This window comes from Marinomonas spartinae, from assembly GCF_016461715.1.
In the GTDB taxonomy this organism is placed as follows: domain Bacteria; phylum Pseudomonadota; class Gammaproteobacteria; order Pseudomonadales; family Marinomonadaceae; genus Marinomonas; species Marinomonas spartinae_A.
This window is the reverse complement of record NZ_JAEMUI010000003.1, coordinates 239171-259200: the sequence shown is the minus strand read 5'-3', so window position 1 is coordinate 259200 and position 20030 is coordinate 239171. Positions and strand designations below refer to the sequence as shown.

The window sequence follows — 20030 nt, the reverse complement described above, 5'->3', positions numbered from 1 at the left end:
TTAAAGTCGAATGGCTATAACCGAGAAAGCACTAAAACGAAATAGACTTATGAGGTGGATTACCTCACGCGATACGTTTCATCAACACTGTTAATCGCCCGAACATTTCCAGCAGAGCGGCCGTTTTCATCAAAGACTTCCTTCAAAAAGGCATCTGCAATGGATTTTGCCAATTCTTGACCAATAACGCGTGCCCCCATGGTGATAATATGAGCATTATTTGATAACGCAGCCCGCTGCGCCGAATAGGTATCGTGAGTTAAAGCGGCACGGATACCGGGAACCTTATTGGCTGAAATACTCACACCAATTCCCGTTCCACAGATCAAAATAGCGCGATCATATTTGCCATCTAAAACCGCCTTAGCCACCCTTTCAGACATATTGGCGTAAAATGGATCCGCCCCTTTTTCCGTTCTAGAAACCTCCTCGACTTCATAGCGGTCACTAAGGTAGTCTGCCAATGCTTTTGCTAACTCTTCGCCTGCGCTATCACCTGCAATTGCAATTCTCATGATGATCTCCTGTTATTATTGTTGAGCACTTGAACACAATTTTAGAATGTTGAGGTAGCCTTCAACACGCCACGCCGAGCGACCAATGAACAAGCCATCAACGTGTTCACAGCCGATCAATTCTTGACAATTTTCTGGGTTTACCGAGCCGCCATAAAGACAAGGCACTCTTCGCCCTAACACAGCTTCAGCCGTTTTGATAATCTCCGATTGACGCAAGTCCGCATAATCAGCAGAGGCTGGGACCCCCTTTTCACCAATCGCCCAAACTGGCTCATAGGCAAACAAAAGGGGCGCGTTTTTTTGCTCTTCACTTAAGTACTGCAATGCCCCTTTAACTTGTTCCGCCAAAACACTCGCAGCATGACCACTCTCTTTATCTGCTAGGGTTTCACCAATACAAATCAGTGGAATCAAATGATGACGAATAGCAGCCTCAACTTTTCGCCCTACGGTTTCATTGGTTTCAGCAAAATGCTCACGCCTTTCAGAGTGCCCTAATTCCACCAGGTCTAAACAGCAATCTGTCAACATCAACGGCGAAACTTCCCCTGTCCATGCACCACTGTCACACCAATGCATATTCTGGGCGCCCACTTTGACCGACGTGCCCTCAAGCAGCGCTTTCACTTGCCTGACCGCTGTAAAAGGCGGGATAACAAAACGCTGTATCCGCTCATCCACATTGACTTCGTCCTGCTTCAGAGCAGTCGCAAACTCAAGCGCTTCTGACAAGGTTTTGTTCATCTTCCAGCTTGTGCCAACCCAGAACGTTTTATTTTTATTCATACCCTATCCTGCGCGTTAGTAGACCTAATGTGCTTAAAAGCAAGCGTCCTAGACTATTGCCCTTTCGTTAACCTGTGTCGCTAAGATGGCTTTTGCTGACTTTTCATCAGTGATCAACCCGGTTAATAGCTGCCCCTCTAATACCGCTTTAATGGCTTCTATTTTTTCCTCCCCACCTGCAACGGCAACCACATCGCCATTGGGATTACCATCAATGGATACCGATAGCATGCGCTCACTCAACGCGGTTTTAATGATGTTGCCTTTATCATCAAAGAAGTGCCCCATGGCTTCTCCAACTGCGCCAGCTCGGGCGATTTCGACAATTTCTTCTGGCTTAATTGGACCCGATACGACCAGTTGTGCCGTCTGTGCAACCGTGCCAATACCGATCAATTTGATCTCCGCATGATTGGCCATAGCAAATACGTCTTGAACCCCTTTTTGTGCCATCAAAACCACTTTGTCTTCTTCCGAATTTGCTAATAAAGGCACTGGCATGGTGTAAGACGGAGCACCCGTTTTGGCGGCAATCCAATGCAATACATCATCACGGTTAACCGAGTAATCCCGTGTTAGCCCACCAAGCAAAGACACAAAGCGCACATCTGGTGTATCCATAGTCGGTAATTGATCGACCACCGCCGATAGCGCACGCCCTAACGCCAAACCAATGGTGATATTTTTCCGGTTCGATAAAATAGAACGCAGAAAGGAGCCACCCGCTTGACCAAGCGCTTTCAGCGGAATACCTTCTTCCCCTAGGTCTGGAGCAACGATACAATGTTTCAGTCCATATTTTTCAATCAGCTCATTTTCCAGTTCTGCACATTCGGTGATGCGGCCATCAATGGTCACTTTGACTGCCCCATCGGCGACGGCTTTGGCAATTAAACGATGGGTTTTGACCGACGTAAGCCCCAAACGCTTTGCCACCGCGGCTTGAGTTAAACCACCCACGTAATGCAGCCACGCGGCCTTAATTGCCAAGGAGCTCTCATTGTCATGCTGCATGGTTGTTCACTCCTCTTCCCCATCTCACCTTTTCTAGTACTGCCATGGTAGTTCCTTTAACTGTTTCATTTAGAGCATCCGAGCAGACTTATTCAAACCACTCAGCAAACCCAAAATATTAAATATGTAGATCATCAACCCCGGTATTAATAAAGGGCGCCCAAAAGGCCACGCTTTCCGCTATTTGTGGCACCACTTCACGATCCGTCGGCTCACGCTCTTTAAAGCTGAGCTCCAGACAAATCTGATTATCTCGTGCGCCACCCAACTGCAAAGCGGCTAATAAAGGTTCAGGTTGAATACGACCCTTTTCGTTGTAGGGCGAAGCAAAAGGCCGATGCCCGCCTTTGTCCATCAAACTTTGCTTAATATGAATAATGGGGGACACTCTCGGAACCGCTTTGGCCCATGCGTACGGGTCGTAATCATCAGGGTTCTTAGACATCACATCCCCATGATCGATATCCGCCATCATCCACATTGGAATGGCCATATTGGCATCCATTAGTCGTTGCTGAAGATCGAGTGCGGATTGAATCGTATCGCCAAACTCACGGCCGATGCTCATTGGCTCCCAGTAGACATATTCCAACCCAGCGGCCTTAGCGTGTTCAGCAACTTCCGCCCAACAATCAATCGCAATCGAGATTAACTCTTCACGACGAGTTGCATCATCAAAATCTTGATAGGTCATAATAGCGAACTGAGTTCCTACCGAATTCCCTCCTAAATCGGCGGTAATCTCGGCAAAGGTTTTGAACCATTCCACATAATAACGCCGTACATCTGCATCAGGATGACCGAAGTGATTAAGGCGACCATAAGGTCCCGTCATACCAGACGTCACTCTTACTCCTGTTCGCTCTAATGCTTGTTTCATCTCTCGGGTTAGGCGACGGATGACAGACGCAGGCCAACTGGGGTTAATAAACTCGTGAGTCAGTTGTAAATCGCGTATTTTAATTTGATGTGCGACGGTATCAATCAAGTCATTTGGCTCGGCAAAACGATTTACCAAAGGATTAGTATTAAGCGCTAAGGTTAACGGCATTGTTCACCTCTTCTGACGTTGTAGTGGAATGATCCGCCGTAATGTAAGCTGGGTTATGGGACGAGATATGTTCTTTAAACCATTGATAAAAAGCTTCTTTTTGTGATGCATTAAAGCGCAGACCTTCTTTCGTCCGGCGCGTTAAAATGTCATCCGACGTCATCGCCCACTCATGGTTCACTAAATAACGCACTTCCGCTTCGTACAAATTCGCCCCAAAATAGCGCCCCAGTCCCTCAAGCGATGTCGCAGAACCAACAATCTGGCTCATTCTGGTACCGTAATGGCGTCCCAAATGCATAACGAGCTCTCTGGGTAGCCAAGCGTATTGATCTTTCATGGACTGAATAAAGGTTGAAAAGTCTGCATTAGCAATATCGCCCCCAGGTAACGAGGCGTGACTCGTCCAATCTGGTCCAATTTGTGGAAAAAACTTATCAATTTTTTGAATAGCATGTTCTGATAGCTTACGAAATGTCGTCAGCTTGCCACCAAAAACATTGAGTAATGGCACTTTGTTGGTTTCATCCAAATCAAATGTATAATCACGGGTGACAGCAGATGGGTTGCCTTGCCCATCGTCAAATAAAGGTCTTACCCCAGAAAAGGTTTCAATCACATCATCGCGCTTTAGCTGCTCTTTAAAGTAGCGATTAACGGCAGCCAACAAGTATTCAATTTCACTTTCGTCGGCAGTCACATCTTCTACACGCCCCTCATAAGGGATATCAGTGGTTCCAATCAGCGCTTTATTTCCCTCATAGGGGTTAATAAAAATCACCCGTTTATCATGATTTTGCACCAGATAAGCCTGCTGACCTTCCCAGAATTTGGGAACAATAATATGTGAGCCCTTAACCAACTTCACATTACGAGCACTTTTTGAAGAGGCCACACCATCAATAATATTACGGACCCAAGGGCCTGCTGCGTTAACCAGTACCTTGGCTTTAAAAACCGTCTCTTTGTGTGTTAACTCATTACACACCGTAATCAGCCAATGGTCTTTCTCTCGTTTTGCTGAGACACAGCGCGTTCGGGTTAATACCTGCGCCCCTTTTTCCGCCGCATCCATGGCATTTAGCACCACTAACCGAGAGTCATCCACCCAGCAGTCTGAATACTCAAAGCCTTTTTTGTATTTGTCTTTAATGGCTGCGCCTTCTGGATCTCTTTGTAAATCCAACGTACGTGTGCCTGGCAAACGCTTACGTCCACCAAGATGATCATACAAAAACAAGCCTAAACGCACTAACCAAGCAGGACGGTCTTCTTTACTGTGGGGTAACACAAAACGCATCGGCCAAATAATATGACTGGCAGAATTCAACAAGACTTCTCGCTCAATGAGTGCTTCCCGCACTAAGCGAAATTCATAATATTCCAAATAGCGCAAACCACCGTGTACCAATTTACCTGAACGGGATGAAGTGCCTTGACCCAAATCGTCTTTTTCGCACAAAGCAACTGACAGGCCACGCCCTGCTGCATCGCGCGCGATACCTGCGCCATTAATACCGCCACCAATGACAAAAAGATCTAATGTCTGCTCATTATTCATATTAAAACTCCGACTTGTTTAAAGCAGATTTTGCTTCCACTTGGTCCGCTTTTATCGCTTCAAAACTCGCATTTGATGACTTACGTAAAGCATCTATTTTTTGCCAAGTGCCCGATAGTCGATAGCGCTCTTCGCAAAAAGCATCAAACACATCATTGTAATGATTGGCTAACGATAAACTTGGTGCTTCTTGCTCTGCGAGAAGTGGTGAAACCCATGTATTGATACAACTCTCCATATTGGCATAAGCGCCAATCGCAACAGCCGACATCATGGCTGCTCCTGCGGCTCCTGCCTCATCGCGCAAAGACATTCTGACGTTGGCACTCACCGAGGCGCCAAGAATCTGACGTAAGATTGGTGACCTGACAGCCCCACCGCTCAAACGCACTTCCTTAGGTAAGGCCCCCATTTCGTTATAACAGTCACGCATGGCCATTCCCAACCCCTCTACAACGGCTCTCACCAAATCAGGAAAGCGATGTCTTGAGGTTAATCCAGTAAAACTGGCGCGAGCTGAAGCATTGATAAAAGGGCCACGCTCACCCGCATCAGAAATATAGGGATGGTATAAAAGTTGCCCTGGCATGGTTGCTTTAAGCCAACCGTCAACCTTAGATACCAGTTCATGGCTCGATAGAGAGCCCCCAAATTCACCGAGTAAATCCGCCGCAACGTTCAGAAGCCAATCTAAATTCAATGCCGATGCCATATTAGTTTGCACCTGCGTCACACGGTTTTGAATGGGCAATACAATCACATACCCCGTCCCCGCATCGTTTAGATAAACCTCCTTGGCATCAACGGACTTCATATGTACTCCCGTGGAACCAACCACGGAGCAGGCCACCCCTTCGTCTCCGGTATGAACTCCCGCCCCTAATGCCGTCATTACCATATCAACATAAGCAAGTGATACAGGAATGCCTGCACGTAACCCTGTCTGCTTTGCCGCCTCATTAGTTAAAGGGAAGGTCTGTTGTGAACCATCGATGATAGGCGGTAATAAATGGGCATAATTAGACAACCCCAAACTATCAATCACCCGTTCGTCGTATTCTCTCGTTCGAAAATCGCCAAATGTAAAACTGGCCTCTGAAGGATCAGTCGCCCTCACCCCAGTCAATTTAAAATACAGCCAATCCTTACAATGAAACGCCGTTGTCGCGGCGGCCAAAAAAGACGGATGCTTATCCTTCATATAGGCTAACTGAGCGCCCTGCTGACAGGTATTCAACCCCGTCCCCGTTAGTTCAAAACGTAACCGATCTGTATGGGAATAGCGCAGTATATCGACGGTGGGAGCGGAGCGGCCATCTAACCATAGCCATGCATCACCAACGGGCTCCCCCTGCTGATTCATCAACCAAGTACCATCCCCTTGGCCTGTCACCGATAACGCACAGACACGTCGAAAAAAATCAGGGATTTGCTCTCCCAGATCACGTACCGCTTGAGCACAGTCTGACCAAGTTTGCCTCATCGGCTGTGTTGCCGATCCATCTAAACCTGTTTGATAACGGTTTCTAACGCTGGAAACCGCCACTTGCTCACCTTTTAGGCTAAAGGCAACCGCTTTAATCACCGACGTTCCTGCATCGATGCCAACAATAAGATCAGTCTTCACAGGCCACCTCTTACTGAATCAAACGAAGAGCACAGTCTTATGAACGCTTTAGCATGATGCAGACAAACACTTAGCATACTGATTCCCCATGAAGGTAAGTCTATTTTAAGGGCATCAACACCACTTAAATACGACCATCCTTTTTTGTAATTTTTTTCTTTGTTTGTTAATTATTTCCATCAAACTCCATTCTGTCAACATAGATTTTTCTCAAAAAAGACAGTAAATGAAGCATATTCAAAAGAAGAAGCATTAACAGTTTTCAGGAAATTCATTGAAAATCAATAAGAAAATAGACGTTTTATAGAGGCAAAATGCATTAATAAGACGACTCTTAAATGCAAAATAAAGTATTGAGATGAAAAAAGATGATTTTTTAAATCTTTTATGAAATAAATTTCATTGACAGGCGACCGTTTTTAAACCATTGTTTGACTATTCAAGGTCTCTACCTAATAACAAAAACAACATAATCGACTATGGCTAGATCGCTACACGACTCTTCGACGCGATCACTAATAAAAAGAAAAGCCGGAGAAAAACAATGATAAAAACATTGCACAATCAAGCCGATCAACAGCAAATGCTGTACCAGTCACTTGTCTATCTGATTAATCAAGCTAAACGACATAGCGCCTTTTCTCATTCAGACATAAACATCTCCTTCATCAAACATATGCAACTATCTTCTACTTATTCAGCCATGAAGGGGCGTTTCTATGCACACTAACCTGTCCAATCAAAGGGTATCCAGAAAGCGTAAATGGGTACTTGGAACAGCGGTCTTTACCGCCATTTTAGTTATCGCCATGGGGCTTAATACAAAAGTAATCGTAAACGGTTCTAGCGAAGACTTGCGTCAGCAAAGCTTTTCTCCTGATAGATACGCCCAAAAAGAATACCCATCGATCCGTGACTTTGTCCTCAATAAAGCGGTGGATGCCGAAACACTCCTGACAGCACTTCAAACCAACAAAAAAAGTGCCATTGAAAAATACGGGGTGAAAAGCGGCATAGGGGCCATCATACCAGTCAAACTTGATGCCGTTGTAGAAAGCGGCCGCTCTGGTATTTATACCCTTAAGGTCACCAATATGCCGGAGAAACAAACAATCCGAGTACAAGTTGGTCCCGCGATTAATGGCACGGCGTTACGTGATGCGACAGGTAAAATCTCATTCGAACAGTTTACCAATCAAATTCAATATCAAAATGTGGGCGCAGCAATTAACCGAGTCATGAAAACTGATGCACTCCAGCACGTAGATCAGACAACACTGGTAGGTAAGCAAGTCTTTGTTGTCGGTGTTTTTAGGCTAATCAACCCAAAGAACTGGCTTATAACGCCAGTAAGGTTTGATGTAAAATGACGGTATCCATGATGCAAGCTTCAACCAACGGCAATAATCAGGCTACAGCAAAGACTGCGACAAACGACGTCGTCTTAGCGGCCCGCCATATCACCAAGACCTTTGGCAACACGCAAGCATTAAAAGCGGTTAACTTCGACATTTATAAAGGTCAGGTCACCACGTTATTCGGAGAAAATGGCGCGGGAAAATCCACCTTAATGAAGATTCTTTCTGGTGTCATCTCCCCGACTTCTGGCGATATTTTACTGGATGGCAAAGCCATTCATTTTAATAGCGCGGCAGAAGCTCGTGCACAAGGTATCTCCATCATTCATCAAGAATTGAGTCTCGCCCCCAACTTAAATGTTCGTGACAATATTTTTATGGGACGGGAAATCACGAATTCTAAAGGGGTTGATTACGCGGAAGAAGAACGCCAAGCCAAAGCGTTAATGGAAGAATTGCAGGAGAGTATTGACCCACTGACTCCCCTTGAAGAGTTACGGTTGGGACAACAACAAATTATTGAAATTGCCAGAGCCATTTCTCAAAAATCTCGCATCTTGATCATGGACGAACCCACCTCCGCACTCAGTGCCACAGAAGTGGAAGTCCTTTTTAAAGTCATCAATGATTTGAAAAAGCGTGGGGTCTCGATTGTCTATATTTCCCACCATCTCGAAGAAGCATTGCAAATAACCGATCATGCTGTGGTTTTAAGAGACGGTACCATGACAGCTTATGCTCCCAGAAAAGACATCGACCTAGAGTGGATTGTCCGCCATATGGTGGGTGAGAACTTTGATCTTGGTTCACCACCGACAGGTTATGAAATGGGTAATACCGCTTTGGAAGTCGATAGTTTAGTCATTCATGATCCCAAAGGGGGTGCGTTCAATGTAGTCGATCACCTTTCTCTCAAAGTCCGCGAAGGAGAAATCGTTTGCATCTATGGTCTTATGGGAGCCGGACGCTCGGAGTTTATGGAATGTGCTGCAGGACGCCTAAAGGCCGATTCAGGACGAATTCTACTCAAAGATGAAGAAATTTCCTCACTCTCTATTGCGGATCGTATCGCAGCAGGCTTGGCCTTGGTGCCGGAAGACCGACAAAAAGATGGACTGGTACAAACCATGAGCGTCGGTCAAAACTTGTCTCTTGCTAGCATTGGCGAGTTTACCCGTCGATTTTTCACCTCCAATAAAGCTGAAACCCATCTAATCAATCAGTCCATAAAAGATGTGACAGTTAAAACTGACAGTGGTGATGCCCCCATTGGCTCACTGTCTGGTGGCAACCAACAAAAAGTCGTCATTGGCAAGATGTTGGCCACTCATCCAAACGTTCTATTATTAGACGAACCCAGCAGGGGCATTGATATTGGCGCGAAAGCGGAAGTTTTTAGATTACTTGCGGAACGCGCAAAACAAGGACTCGCCGTTGTTTACTCTACCTCAGAAGTCGCAGAGTGCTTAAGTATCGCCCATCGTATTATCGTCATGAACAAGGGCAAAATTGCGGCCGAGTTTAACGCCAACGTCAGTAAAGAAAAAATCATGGCCGCTTCAGGCGAAGCCATAAAAGATTAAAAAAATAACAATATTCTGGAGTGTGATCATGTCAGCACAACAAGAACAAACCCTAAATAAGGCAACCTCCCCTGCCAAGAAAGTTGATATTGGTCGGTTATTATTAGAAGGCCGAGCCTTTTTTGCCTTGATCGCCATCATCGTCTTTTTTTCGTTTATGTCACCAAACTATTTTACGGTGAATAACTTTTTAATCATGTCTTCACATGTAGCGATTTATGGCTTACTGGCGATGGGCATGCTATTGGTCATACTTAACGGTGGAATTGATTTGTCGGTTGGCTCTACATTGGGGCTAAGCGGTGTGTTTGCTGGCTTTTTGATGCAAGGAGTAAATATCCAAGCACTGGGCATCACATTATATCCCTCCTTATGGGTCGTCGTTGTTTTAACCTGTGCCTTAGGCGCGTTCGTCGGGCTGGTGAACGGCGTACTGATTGCCCGATTCAATGTACCCGCCTTTGTTGCCACATTAGGTACTCTCTATGTTGCTCGTGGTGCGGCACTGTTAATGACGAATGGGTTGACCTTTAACAAATTAGAAGGCGATCCGTCGTTGGGTAATACTGGTTTCGACTGGCTAGGATTTAATCGAATTGCCAATATTCCAATTAGTGTCATCATTTTCATCGTCGTCACCCTGCTCTGCGGGATCATGCTTAGTCGAACCGCCTTTGGCCGTTGGCTGTATGCATCCGGTGGTAACGAACAAGCAGCAGACTTATCTGGTGTGCCGATTAAACGCGTCAAAATAACCGTTTATGTACTGTCTGGTATATGCGCAGCGATTGCAGGGCTCGTTCTATCATCACAGTTGACCTCAGCAGGACCAACAGCAGGTACTACCTACGAGTTAACAGCCATTGCCGCTGTTGTCATTGGCGGTGCTGCCCTAACAGGAGGACGAGGTAATGTACAAGGCACCTTGCTTGGTGCGCTTGTCATCGGCTATTTATCAGATGGCTTAGTCATCATCGGTGTATCTTCCTATTGGCAAACGGTATTTACGGGGTCCGTGATCGTTTTGGCCGTACTCCTAAACAGTTTGCAATACGGTAAAAAGGGAAAATAGTTCGATGATACTTAAATTTTTATAGCAAATTTGTCTCAAACGAAACACAACTTGCTGTAAAGCACCTGCCGTTACTCGGCAAAGACAATAACAATAAATTGGAGCACTATCATGTTAAAGACGACGAAAAGTTTACTGTTAGCTTCTGTAGCAGGCTTAGGTTTAATGGCAAGCCATGTATGGGCAGGTGGGTTGATGTCTATCATCGTCAATGACCCATCTAACCCATACTGGTACACAGAAGGGCAAACCGCCAAAGCGGAAGCAGAAAAGCTCGGTTACACGGCAACAGTTTCCGCCCATAAAGGCGATACCAATACAGAAAGCAATCTAATCGATACCGCCATCACCAACAAAGCGGTGGCTATTATTCTTGATCCGGCTAATGCGGATGGGTCTATCGGCTCTGTTCGTAAGGCGGTAAAAGCGGGTATCCCCGTGTTTTTAATCAATGCCGAGATCAACCAAAAAGGGTTGGCCAAAGCGCAGCTAGTATCAAACAACGCACAAGGGGCTGCCCTTGGTGCGGCGCAATTTGTTGATAGCATCGGCGACACAGGTAACTATGTTGAGTTGTTTGGCGCGCCATCCGATAACAATGCGGCCACTCGCTCTAATGGTTATAAAACCGTATTGTCACAATACCCTGATCTGAAGAAAGTGGCTGAAGAAGTGGCTAACTGGAACCGCACACAAGGCTACAACAAAATGCAGTCCATCTTGCAAGCGCATCCAAATATCAACGGTGTCATTAGTGGTAACGATGAAATGGCGTTAGGTGCTATTGCTGCACTAAAAGAAGCGGGCAAACTAAAACAAGTCACCGTTGGCGGTTTCGATGGTTCACCTGATGCGGTAAACGCGATTCTCGATGGTGAAATGGCATACACGGTTCTTCAACCTGTGGCGATCTTCTCAGCGAAAGCCGTTGACGAAGCGGATAACTATATCCGTACAGGAAAAACAGGCGCAGCGACTGAAAAACAACTGTTTGATTGCTACTTGATTACCAAAGATAACGTGAAATATTACACCTCACCTTTTGTATTATCTAAATACTAAGTTCGGTACTTTTTTCACCTTTCAAAAGGATCATTAGCATTGGCTAATGATCCTTTTTATTATGGACATATCAAAGTGAAGAATACACCCGCAAATATTCCGACACAGCAACACCATCGGCTGCAACATCGATCGGTGCATTCTGCATATCATGCCAAAACACCGCCGCCGCTTCTAATGACTTGATCTCACCTGTCCAACTGGGTATCACATAATAGTGAATCAATTGTAACTCGTCCGTAGGATGATACAGACTGCACAAATAGCGATGGGAATCAGGTACCACATCCAATTCTTCTTTCAACTCTCGAATCAGTGCCTCAAGCTGGCTTTCCCCTGACTCTATATGACCACCAGGAACAGCGATTAAACCAGGATCAGAAGCTTTATCATCCGCTCTTTTTTCTAATAGTATCTGCTCATCTCGAATCAAGAGAAACGAAACACATTCGCTAACCATGATACCTCACAACGATCTTCATAGACAAAAACTAACAATAAACACTTGCTTATTTCTCTGCATTATTTTTCTCAACAACGCCCCTTTAATCAGCAACCTCAAGGGTCTTCACCATGGGGTCGATTACTTTTTGAAACCACACTTTACCAAGGGTTTGCACAAGGGCTGGATAGCCGCTTTTTGGCAAACGCCCTTGGGCAACAAACTCTTTTGAAATCAGTATCTGCCCCGAAGACGAAATTAGTCTCCAGCGCCCCGCAACATGAACCTCCCCATTAAGGTCGCCATAGAATGAATCAACATCTATGCTTAAACGCTCTGATGAAGAGACCAAATCCTGTGGTCCAAACCACTCAATATTTGGCATACGCTTAATCAAGGCTTGCAAGGTGAGTCGACTCAATTGAGGCCCTAATGGCTCTGCCCACAAGTTTTGTTGAGACCGAAACACTTCGCCTTGTTTAGACACTAGCACCATTTCATTGCCCGCAAGGTAGTCAGCCACCCGAATAGGTAACAACTGAATTTGTACAACCTGTTGTTTTTTATCAGGCTGCTTTTTACTGAACGAGTCCGACGACATTGATGTCGTAGCTTCGCCATCATGATCCATCAAGAGATATTCATTACTTGGCACAACGGCTGTCGCACAGCCCGTTAACAAACAAGATAGTGCCACCGCTACACAGAGATAATATCGACTGAGCATATGTTGATTTTCCTATTATTGGGTTCCGGCTCTGGGTTGAATGTCTGGCTGTGTTTTCTTATCAAAAATCAGGACATTAGGATCTTTTCTTAACTCTCTTAATAAAGGCTGCAACTCATTAAGAGATCGTTGTAATGACTCAATACTCTCCCGAGCAGGCCCGCCTATTTGACCATCACTTTGATAGGTAACAAGCGTTTGCTTGAGCTCTTGGACCGCTTCTAACAATTGCTTCGGCAGTGCTTGGGTATCTTTTCTCTGTAGCAATGCATTGAGGTCATTTGTTAGATTCTTGATACTTTGCAATGTGTTATTCGCTTCGACCATCGCACGATTTAGATGCGAAAAACTTTCATCAATAGGTGCTTTTGATAATTTATCTAGGACAATCGAGACTTTTGTTTCAATATTCGCCAAACTATTTGGCGTTGTTGGAAACACATCAATCCCGTTCAATATTTTATTCTTGATCGGTTGAGCATTTGCCACAATGTTCAAATCAATGATCTTCGCCCCTGTTAGTAAGTTGCTGGTTTTTAATGAAGCCCTAAGGCCTTCATGAATGCTCTTCTCAAGCATACTTTTAAACTCTTGCCGACTCATACCATTGAGTTGATGATCCAGCCGTTGTGGTTCTATTCGAGCAAGTACAGGAACTACAGGGTCGGTCATCGAGGTAAGAGCACGTATATCTAATCCATCATAAGGCACTTGCATCACGGTACCGATGCGTAATCCGCGATACTCAACGGGGGCCCCAACTTCTAAACCACTGATATTTTCTTTGAACAAAAATAAATAATTAATAAACTCGTTATACACATGGTTTTGCGCAGCTTGTTTGGAGGAATAAAGCTCAAACTGCGATAAATTTTTTACCGGATGCCCTATTTGTTGATCTTTCAGCATACCAAAGCTGATCCCACCAGAAAGCAAGGTTTCAAGAGAGTCCAATCTTACTTCAAAGCCTCGTGCAGAGCTTTGTAACGAAAACCCTGGCGTAATCCAGAAATGGACAGCACTATTGACTAAAGAATCATAAGGCGCACGAATAAATATCTGATAAGTGATGGCATTTTTCTTAATGTCGAACCCCACTTTTTCAATGAAGCCTACATCATAGCCACGAAAATGTACTGCCGTACCAACATCCATTTTTGAACTGTCGGTACTGAATAATTTTAGATGAATACCTTGGCTTTTATCCGTCGAAACAGGGGGGTTAGAGAGAATAGAAAAACGCGTCTTCAGCTCTCCTTTTAGACTGGGCTCCATTTCAATATAAGCACCTGAAAGCAGTGTCCCTAAGCCACTGACTCCAGCCTTACCAATACGAGGCTTAACGACCCAAAATTGTGCATTCGCATGCAACATTTTACTGGCGTTTTTATTCATTCGGACGGTAATGATGGCTTGATTAAAGTCATCACTCAAACGAACAGCCGTCACCATGCCCACGTCTACATTACGTGCTTTGACCTTGGTTTTTCCAGCCTCAATGCCATCCGCATTTTGCGCAATCAAGGTCACTTCTGGCCCTTGATTAGACCAGTTTTGGTACACCATCCATCCAGCAATCAGCAAAGCGATTAGAGGAACAAACCAAATAGTATTAAAGCGGATCTTACGTACCTCTTGGAGGTTATCATTCTCAGTACTCAAGCCAAAATTCCTCAGTTAATCTCGTATGATGCTTTTTGTCATCACTCATCATGAGCAGGCTCTTCCTTATCCCAAAGCAATCTAGGGTCAAATGATTTCGCCGCTAACATGGTCAATATCACCACACTGGCAAAACACAAAGCCGCTTTTCCAGGGTAGATTGTTAGCAGCCCTCCCAACTGAACCAGTCCGGTTAAAATAGCCACAACAAAAATATCGATCATGGACCAGCGACCAACAAACTCAGTCAATCGATACAAGGTGAGTTTTTTCATAATGCCATAGGGACTTGGGCGGTAAGATTGCCAACACAACCAACTCAGCGCTAACATTTTCGCAATTGGAATAAACACACTTGCAATCAAAATAATGGCCGCAACAGGGTAAGACCCCTCCGACCACAACAGCAGTACGCCGCCAACAATCGTCGAGGGCGTAGTAGAACCAAAATACGTAGTCTCCATCATAGGAAAGACATTAGCAGGTACATACATGATCAAAGAAGCTATCAACAAAGCAATCGTGACTTTAATACTTTGCGGTTTCCGACTATCCGCTTCATGACCGCAACGTCCGCAGTGTGTATCATCAATAAGGAGAATGGCGCCGCAGGTTTGACAACCTTTTACGCCTTGAGAGCGCGCCGTTTGCGAGTGTAAAATAATACTTAGAGACGGGGCCGTTACTTGGTGCCAAAACCACCGAACATCCACCATCGACACTGTCTTCAATAAACAAATAACAAACCCACAAAACGCCCAAAATGACAAGCCGAGATCAATCGAGACGCTCCCTTGCATCTTAATCAAAGCAACAATGACTCCCACCAAAAACACATCAACCATTAACCAGGGCTGAACGCCAACCAGGATACGGATCAAATACGTTTGTAATCTTTGATAGCGACTTCTTTTTAAAAACCAAGCTAATAATATGACGCAAAATAGATACAGCGCCGGTAATATTAATAAGGCAATTAGGATTAATACCCCTAAAAATGTGAAAGAATTCAGCAATAAGGTTGATACCTCTTGCCAAAGACTGACTGTTCTACCAACTCCAGCCACTGAAAAGCTCAAAAAAGGGAAGCTTAAAGAAAGTGCCAACATCAATATTGCGGATCCCCCAAAAGCCAATAGGTTATTCAACCTTTGCCTAGGCTGATAAAACAAAGTACTTCGACATCGAGCGCAGCGTAATTGTTGCCCTTCTTGTAACTCAGGGATAGGCGTCACCCAATCGCACTCTTTACAAACCGTCGCATGATGACTTAAAAATGAGGGTTTCATATAAAAAAGGTACCAACTGTAAACATTGCTTTCATTCAACCAAAAGCTAAAAGATTATACGGTGGCTAAGATCCCAAATGTAACAAAAGAATACATTCTCGAGCCATGAGTCAATATTGCTTTATATAAACATATGCTTTATTGGACTATAGAAAAGAACATAGAATCGCAAGCAAATTCTTTTCAAAAAATATACATCAAAAACTAACTTTATGAGATGCAAATCATTATTATATATAGATAATTGCTTGCATCACTCAAAACACAATAAAATTAAAATAAAAAAAGATCCAAGCCTGTTTCCTCAGTCTTACCCTTTTCTCCTCATGAAGACACTTACATGAAGGTAAGTTATAAAGGATATCACTGAGGTAAAAAACGCTTTGCATCATGCTTTGTTTAAATATACGGCGTAACTATCATCCTCTAACGAAAGTTTTATATTACTATGAAAAATTTGACAACGTTTAGATACTTATATCTCTTATGCCTGTTGGCCCCTATGTTTTTTTGTTCTATTGCCCGTGCTGACAACACTGACCCAGCTCAAAAAGAAGCAGCGCCATCGCAACAAGCGGCGCCACAAACAAATAAAACAGAAAACCAGCCCAAAGCCTCTACAAAGAATAAAGAGCAGCAGGCTATCGACGAATCCGTCAAAAAAGCACTACAGGATCCCAAATCTGGTTATCAATTCACGGATCAAACGGTAATTGATATGGCCAAAAAATTGGCGAAATCCCCTATGGTGCCCCCTCTTAAAGCACCAAAAGCGCTCACGGATCTGGACTACTCGACGTACCGGAAAATAAACTTCCAACAAAACCAAGCAGTCTGGGGTAATACACCAACGCCTTTCTCCATCCAACTTTTTGCGCCGGGCTATCTTTATAAAGACCTCGTCGATATCGATGTCGTTGAAAACGGTAAAGCCTTCCCTTTAGAAGTCTCACCCTCTTCTTTTTCTACCCCCAATAAAAAGTTGGCTGAATTAATTGATAAAGTCGGAAAATTCGCAGGATTACGTTTACACTACCCCATCAATACAAAAGACCATAGCGATGAGTTTATTGTTTTTCAGGGAGCGACTTACTTCCGTGCTATTTCTAAAGGCCAAACCTATGGCCTATCGGCTCGTGGCCTTGCAATCGATGTAGCTCAACCAACGGGGGAAGAATTCCCCATGTTCAAACATTTCTGGATAGAACGTCCATCAGTCACACAAAAAGCCATCGTGGTACACGCATTACTGGACAGCAAAAGTGTAACCGGTGCCTATCGATTTGGCATTTACCCAGGGTCACCTACTCGTATTGTCGTAAAAGCAACGCTTTTCCCCCGACAAGACGTACCGCATGTTGGTCTTGCTCCACTGACATCTATGTTCATGTTTGGCACCATGGATCGTTCAGACGAACCAGATTTCAGACGCCGTGTTCACGATTCTGAAGGACTACAAATACAAACTGGCCATGGTGAAATATTATGGCGCCCTTTAAATAACCCAAAAACCTTACAAATCAGTTCTTTCTATGACAAGTCTCTTAAAGGCTTTGGTTTAATACAGCGCCACCGTAACTACAGTGACTATCAGGATTTAGAAGCCAACTATCAGACACGTCCATCCGCTTGGGTAAAACCGCTTAATGACTGGGGCCCAGGCCATGTTGAGCTTGTTGAGATTCCATCAAATTCAGAGGGCAACGACAATATTGTCGCCTATTGGCAACCAAAGGGTGGCCTTAAAAAAGACCAGCCTTATCGCTTTTCATACCAATTAACTTGGCCTAATGACACTCCTGTCTTAGCCAATAAACCACATATTGTAAGAAGTGCAAAGGGCACTAAACTGTTTGGCAAATATAAAGGAAACCCTGAAGTCGTTATCGACTACAGCGATGTAAATGTTGATGATATTAAGAAACTACACATTAATGCGTCTACCAGTGCAGGGAAGATTCTAGAAACGCATCTTGTAAAAAACCCTCATATTAATGGTATTCGTGTCTATGTGACGTTCGATACAGACAATGCAGACGTAGCGGAACTACGAGTTGCATTATCAGAAAATCACAAAGAAATCGCCTCTACATGGCTTTACCGATGGTTGAAACAACAATGATGATGAGTAATGTTCAAAAGGCAGACATCGGCACCTCTTTACCCGAAGAGTCGCCGCTAGAGATGCCAAGACACAAGGTTCAAGAAGAGCGACAACCTGCAAAAAAGCTGTCTAATCAGCCCCTTATAAGCATCTTTCTGGCACGTCTTTTTGTATTTTGTGTCACAGCCTATTTATCATGGTACGGCGCAACCGAAATGTTCGCCGTGCTAAACACTAACTCCATTGCTGGAATGCAGTGGGCTTTCCTTGTTTTGTTTTGTATTAACTTCACATGGATTTCCTTTGCATTTTCACAAGCAACATTGGGCTTTTTCAGTCAAATAAATCCCTTTCGACGCAAAATCAAAGAAGCCGAACCAGAAACGGTCACCGCGATATTGCTACCGGTTTATAATGAGGATCCTGTTCGTATACGCGCCAGCATTGAAGCAATGCATAGTGACCTCGTTGAAAAAGCCCCAGGAAAGTTCGCCTTTTTCATTCTCAGCGACAGTAACAAAGCCAATTCGGCCGTGAAGGAAAAACAAACCTTTTACCCGATTCTAAACAATGATACTGACAAGTGTCCGGTGTATTATCGCCGCCGCTACAATAATGCCGAAAGAAAAGCCGGCAATATTGCTGATTGGGTGACACGCTTTGGCGGTGCTTACGAGAGCATGATTGTACTTGATGCTGACAGTTTGATGAGCGCGGACTGTTTGATTACCTTATCCCGTCGGATGGCCGCTGAACCCGGGATGGGCTTAATCCAAACCCTCCCGACCATCATAGAGGCCAATACTTTGTATAGCCGATTGCAACAGTTTGCAAACCAGTGCTTCGGTCCAATATACGCCGCAGGCTTATCTGCATGGCATGGTAGCGCTTCCAACTTTTGGGGCCATAATGCCATTATACGCACTAAAGCATTTGCCTCAGCTTGTGGTTTACCTATTTTATCAGGTAAGCCCCCTTTTGGCGGCCACGTAATGAGCCATGACTTTATGGAAGCCGCAATGTTACGACGTGCTGGATGGGGTGTTCGCTTTGATAATGACCTACAAGCCAGCCATGAGGAAGCACCGCCATCACTGATTGATGTCATGGTACGTGACCGTCGTTGGTGTCAGGGCAACTTACAGCATAAAGCCTTTTTGCTCGCGAAAGGGTTTCACTTTGCCACACGCCTCCATATTATTTCAGGCATCTTTGCGTATTTAAGTGCTGTATTCTGGTTCTTGCTCATTGCCGTGGGTTTTGCCTTGGCTTTACAAGCTCACTTTGTGCGCCCCGAATACTTTGCCAACCCCTCACTGTTTCCAACCTGGCCGGTATTCGATTTTGAAAAAGCACGTTTGCTATTTGAAATCTCGATGGCATTAATACTCGCCCCCAAAATATTTGGTTGGTTAAGTGCTATGGTGAATCTACGCCGTTGTCGAGAATTTGGCGGTCCTATTTTTCTGACCATCAATAGCCTCTTAGAAATCGTTTTATCGGCAATGTATGCACCGATTTTGATGTTTTCACAATTTCTCGTCGTATTTGATGTCTTAAAGGGTCGAGACAGTGGCTGGTCTGCTCAGTCACGAGACGATGGTGCGACACCGTTAAAAACGGTATGTCGTGCTCATTTGTCACACACTCTATTAGGAGCAGGGCTAGCTTCTTCTACATTATACCTTAGCCCTCAGCTATTTTATTGGTCGTTGCCAATCAGCTTTGGTCTTACCTTCTCTATCCCTTTGTCATGGCTAAGCGGTGGAGCAAAACGCGGAAACCTACTGTCAACCATAGGTTTTCTAAAATCCTCCCAGGAAAAAAGGCCGACGCCTATCGTAAAGCGACTCCATGATGCGCAACAGCAACTTAACCGTATCGATACACAAGATGATCTATCCGCTTTACATAGAATGACCCAAGATGAGCATTTCTATCGTTGGCACTTGGCACAAATGCCCGAAGAAGATTTGGCGTCCTTAAGCCGTCCTCGAATTTGTGCAGAGTGGCAGATTAAAATGAATGACAATCTGGACGATTTGGTTAAAAACATCAAAGAAGAAGAATGTTTAGCCATTCTGAAAAGCCGCTCCTTAATGGAAGCGATGGGTAAATTTCTTCCCAACAAAGCGGCTTAGTCAGAAATAATACTAAAACGAACAGGTCGAGCC

The 20030-nt window shown here is 44.5% G+C and carries 17 protein-coding genes; 7 read left to right on the top strand and 10 right to left on the bottom strand.

Translation table 11 applies throughout. The annotated features are described in order from the left end of the window. Positions 1-59 precede the first annotated feature (59 nt). The 6 genes from JHD45_RS04825 to JHD45_RS22490 all read right to left on the bottom strand — a co-directional run bounded on the left by JHD45_RS04825 (position 60) and on the right by JHD45_RS22490 (position 6557). Positions 60-515, bottom strand: a complete 456-nt coding sequence (locus JHD45_RS04825) for an RpiB/LacA/LacB family sugar-phosphate isomerase (RefSeq protein WP_199475366.1) — start codon at positions 513-515, stop codon at positions 60-62. Between the two features lie 15 nt (positions 516-530). Beyond that, positions 531-1304 carry a triose-phosphate isomerase gene (locus tag JHD45_RS04820; RefSeq protein WP_199475365.1) on the bottom strand — a complete coding sequence of 258 codons (774 nt, stop codon included), beginning with the start codon at positions 1302-1304 and terminating at the stop codon, positions 531-533. A 48-nt stretch (positions 1305-1352) separates the two neighbouring features. After that, complete coding sequence (locus JHD45_RS04815; RefSeq protein WP_199475364.1) at positions 1353-2318, bottom strand: sugar-binding transcriptional regulator; 966 nt, start codon at positions 2316-2318, stop codon at positions 1353-1355. A 118-nt stretch (positions 2319-2436) separates the two neighbouring features. Then, entirely contained in the window at positions 2437-3369 is a 933-nt protein-coding gene (locus JHD45_RS04810) for a sugar phosphate isomerase/epimerase family protein (protein ID WP_199475363.1), read from the bottom strand. Continuing rightward, positions 3347-4930 (bottom strand): glycerol-3-phosphate dehydrogenase, encoded by a 1584-nt coding sequence (locus JHD45_RS04805; RefSeq protein WP_199475362.1) that lies wholly within the window; start codon positions 4928-4930, stop codon positions 3347-3349. Before JHD45_RS04805 ends, JHD45_RS04810 begins: the two co-directional genes overlap by 23 nt. Position 4931: 1 nt before the next feature. Then, positions 4932-6557 carry an FGGY-family carbohydrate kinase gene (locus JHD45_RS22490; protein WP_199475361.1) on the bottom strand — a complete coding sequence of 542 codons (1626 nt, stop codon included), beginning with the start codon at positions 6555-6557 and terminating at the stop codon, positions 4932-4934. A 544-nt stretch (positions 6558-7101) separates the two neighbouring features. Between JHD45_RS22490 and JHD45_RS04795 the strand changes: the two genes are divergently transcribed. The 5 genes from JHD45_RS04795 to JHD45_RS04775 all read left to right on the top strand — a co-directional run bounded on the left by JHD45_RS04795 (position 7102) and on the right by JHD45_RS04775 (position 11632). Next, a complete protein-coding gene (locus JHD45_RS04795; protein ID WP_199475360.1) occupies positions 7102-7287 on the top strand; it encodes a hypothetical protein in 186 nt (61 codons plus the stop codon). Further along, positions 7277-7927: a DUF2291 family protein gene (locus tag JHD45_RS04790; RefSeq protein ID WP_199475359.1), complete on the top strand. Its 651-nt coding sequence runs from the start codon at positions 7277-7279 to the stop codon at positions 7925-7927. Before JHD45_RS04795 ends, JHD45_RS04790 begins: the two co-directional genes overlap by 11 nt. Next, positions 7924-9498 carry a sugar ABC transporter ATP-binding protein gene (locus JHD45_RS04785; RefSeq protein ID WP_233407578.1) on the top strand — a complete coding sequence of 525 codons (1575 nt, stop codon included), beginning with the start codon at positions 7924-7926 and terminating at the stop codon, positions 9496-9498. Before JHD45_RS04790 ends, JHD45_RS04785 begins: the two co-directional genes overlap by 4 nt. Before the next feature lie 28 nt (positions 9499-9526). Then, the gene (locus JHD45_RS04780) at positions 9527-10570 is read left to right on the top strand and encodes an ABC transporter permease (RefSeq protein ID WP_199475358.1); all 1044 of its coding nucleotides are present in this window, start codon (positions 9527-9529) and stop codon (positions 10568-10570) included. Positions 10571-10681: 111 nt separating this feature from the next. Further along, the gene (locus JHD45_RS04775) at positions 10682-11632 is read left to right on the top strand and encodes a D-ribose ABC transporter substrate-binding protein (protein ID WP_199475357.1); all 951 of its coding nucleotides are present in this window, start codon (positions 10682-10684) and stop codon (positions 11630-11632) included. A gap of 70 nt (positions 11633-11702) precedes the next feature. On the opposite strand, the gene JHD45_RS04770 is transcribed toward JHD45_RS04775, so the two are convergent. The 4 genes from JHD45_RS04770 to JHD45_RS04755 all read right to left on the bottom strand — a co-directional run bounded on the left by JHD45_RS04770 (position 11703) and on the right by JHD45_RS04755 (position 15752). Beyond that, the gene (locus tag JHD45_RS04770) at positions 11703-12092 is read right to left on the bottom strand and encodes an NUDIX hydrolase (RefSeq protein ID WP_199475356.1); all 390 of its coding nucleotides are present in this window, start codon (positions 12090-12092) and stop codon (positions 11703-11705) included. A gap of 85 nt (positions 12093-12177) precedes the next feature. Continuing rightward, a complete protein-coding gene (locus JHD45_RS04765) occupies positions 12178-12801 on the bottom strand; it encodes a PqiC family protein (protein WP_199475355.1) in 624 nt (207 codons plus the stop codon). 15 nt (positions 12802-12816) lie between these two features. After that, positions 12817-14463 (bottom strand): intermembrane transport protein PqiB, encoded by a 1647-nt coding sequence (gene pqiB / locus JHD45_RS04760; protein WP_199475354.1) that lies wholly within the window; start codon positions 14461-14463, stop codon positions 12817-12819. A gap of 41 nt (positions 14464-14504) precedes the next feature. Continuing rightward, positions 14505-15752, bottom strand: coding sequence for a PqiA/YebS family transporter subunit (locus JHD45_RS04755; protein WP_199475353.1), 1248 nt, complete (start codon positions 15750-15752; stop codon positions 14505-14507). 502 nt (positions 15753-16254) lie between these two features. Here JHD45_RS04755 and JHD45_RS04750 point away from each other — a divergent pair. Continuing rightward, positions 16255-17874: a glucan biosynthesis protein G gene (locus JHD45_RS04750; protein WP_199475352.1), complete on the top strand. Its 1620-nt coding sequence runs from the start codon at positions 16255-16257 to the stop codon at positions 17872-17874. Beyond that, positions 17856-19997, top strand: coding sequence for a glucans biosynthesis glucosyltransferase MdoH (mdoH, locus tag JHD45_RS04745; RefSeq protein ID WP_233407577.1), 2142 nt, complete (start codon positions 17856-17858; stop codon positions 19995-19997). The genes JHD45_RS04750 and mdoH overlap by 19 nt, the downstream gene beginning before the upstream one ends. Positions 19998-20030 lie beyond the last annotated feature (33 nt).

Excerpts from the sequence above, each read along its gene's own strand:
- JHD45_RS04825 (WP_199475366.1), bottom strand. The coding sequence starts at position 515 with ATGAGAATTGCAATTGCAGGTGATAGCGCAGGCGAAGAGTTAGCAAAA.
- JHD45_RS04820 (WP_199475365.1), bottom strand. The coding sequence starts at position 1,304 with ATGAATAAAAATAAAACGTTCTGGGTTGGCACAAGCTGGAAGATGAAC.
- JHD45_RS04815 (WP_199475364.1), bottom strand. The coding sequence starts at position 2,318 with ATGCAGCATGACAATGAGAGCTCCTTGGCAATTAAGGCCGCGTGGCTG.
- JHD45_RS04810 (WP_199475363.1), bottom strand. The coding sequence starts at position 3,369 with ATGCCGTTAACCTTAGCGCTTAATACTAATCCTTTGGTAAATCGTTTT.
- JHD45_RS04805 (WP_199475362.1), bottom strand. The coding sequence starts at position 4,930 with ATGAATAATGAGCAGACATTAGATCTTTTTGTCATTGGTGGCGGTATT.
- JHD45_RS04795 (WP_199475360.1), top strand. The coding sequence starts at position 7,102 with ATGATAAAAACATTGCACAATCAAGCCGATCAACAGCAAATGCTGTAC.
- JHD45_RS04790 (WP_199475359.1), top strand. The coding sequence starts at position 7,277 with ATGCACACTAACCTGTCCAATCAAAGGGTATCCAGAAAGCGTAAATGG.
- JHD45_RS04785 (WP_233407578.1), top strand. The coding sequence starts at position 7,924 with ATGACGGTATCCATGATGCAAGCTTCAACCAACGGCAATAATCAGGCT.
- JHD45_RS04780 (WP_199475358.1), top strand. The coding sequence starts at position 9,527 with ATGTCAGCACAACAAGAACAAACCCTAAATAAGGCAACCTCCCCTGCC.
- JHD45_RS04775 (WP_199475357.1), top strand. The coding sequence starts at position 10,682 with ATGTTAAAGACGACGAAAAGTTTACTGTTAGCTTCTGTAGCAGGCTTA.
- JHD45_RS04770 (WP_199475356.1), bottom strand. The coding sequence starts at position 12,092 with ATGGTTAGCGAATGTGTTTCGTTTCTCTTGATTCGAGATGAGCAGATA.
- JHD45_RS04765 (WP_199475355.1), bottom strand. The coding sequence starts at position 12,801 with ATGCTCAGTCGATATTATCTCTGTGTAGCGGTGGCACTATCTTGTTTG.
- JHD45_RS04755 (WP_199475353.1), bottom strand. The coding sequence starts at position 15,752 with ATGAAACCCTCATTTTTAAGTCATCATGCGACGGTTTGTAAAGAGTGC.
- JHD45_RS04750 (WP_199475352.1), top strand. The coding sequence starts at position 16,255 with ATGTTTTTTTGTTCTATTGCCCGTGCTGACAACACTGACCCAGCTCAA.
- mdoH (WP_233407577.1), top strand. The coding sequence starts at position 17,856 with ATGGTTGAAACAACAATGATGATGAGTAATGTTCAAAAGGCAGACATC.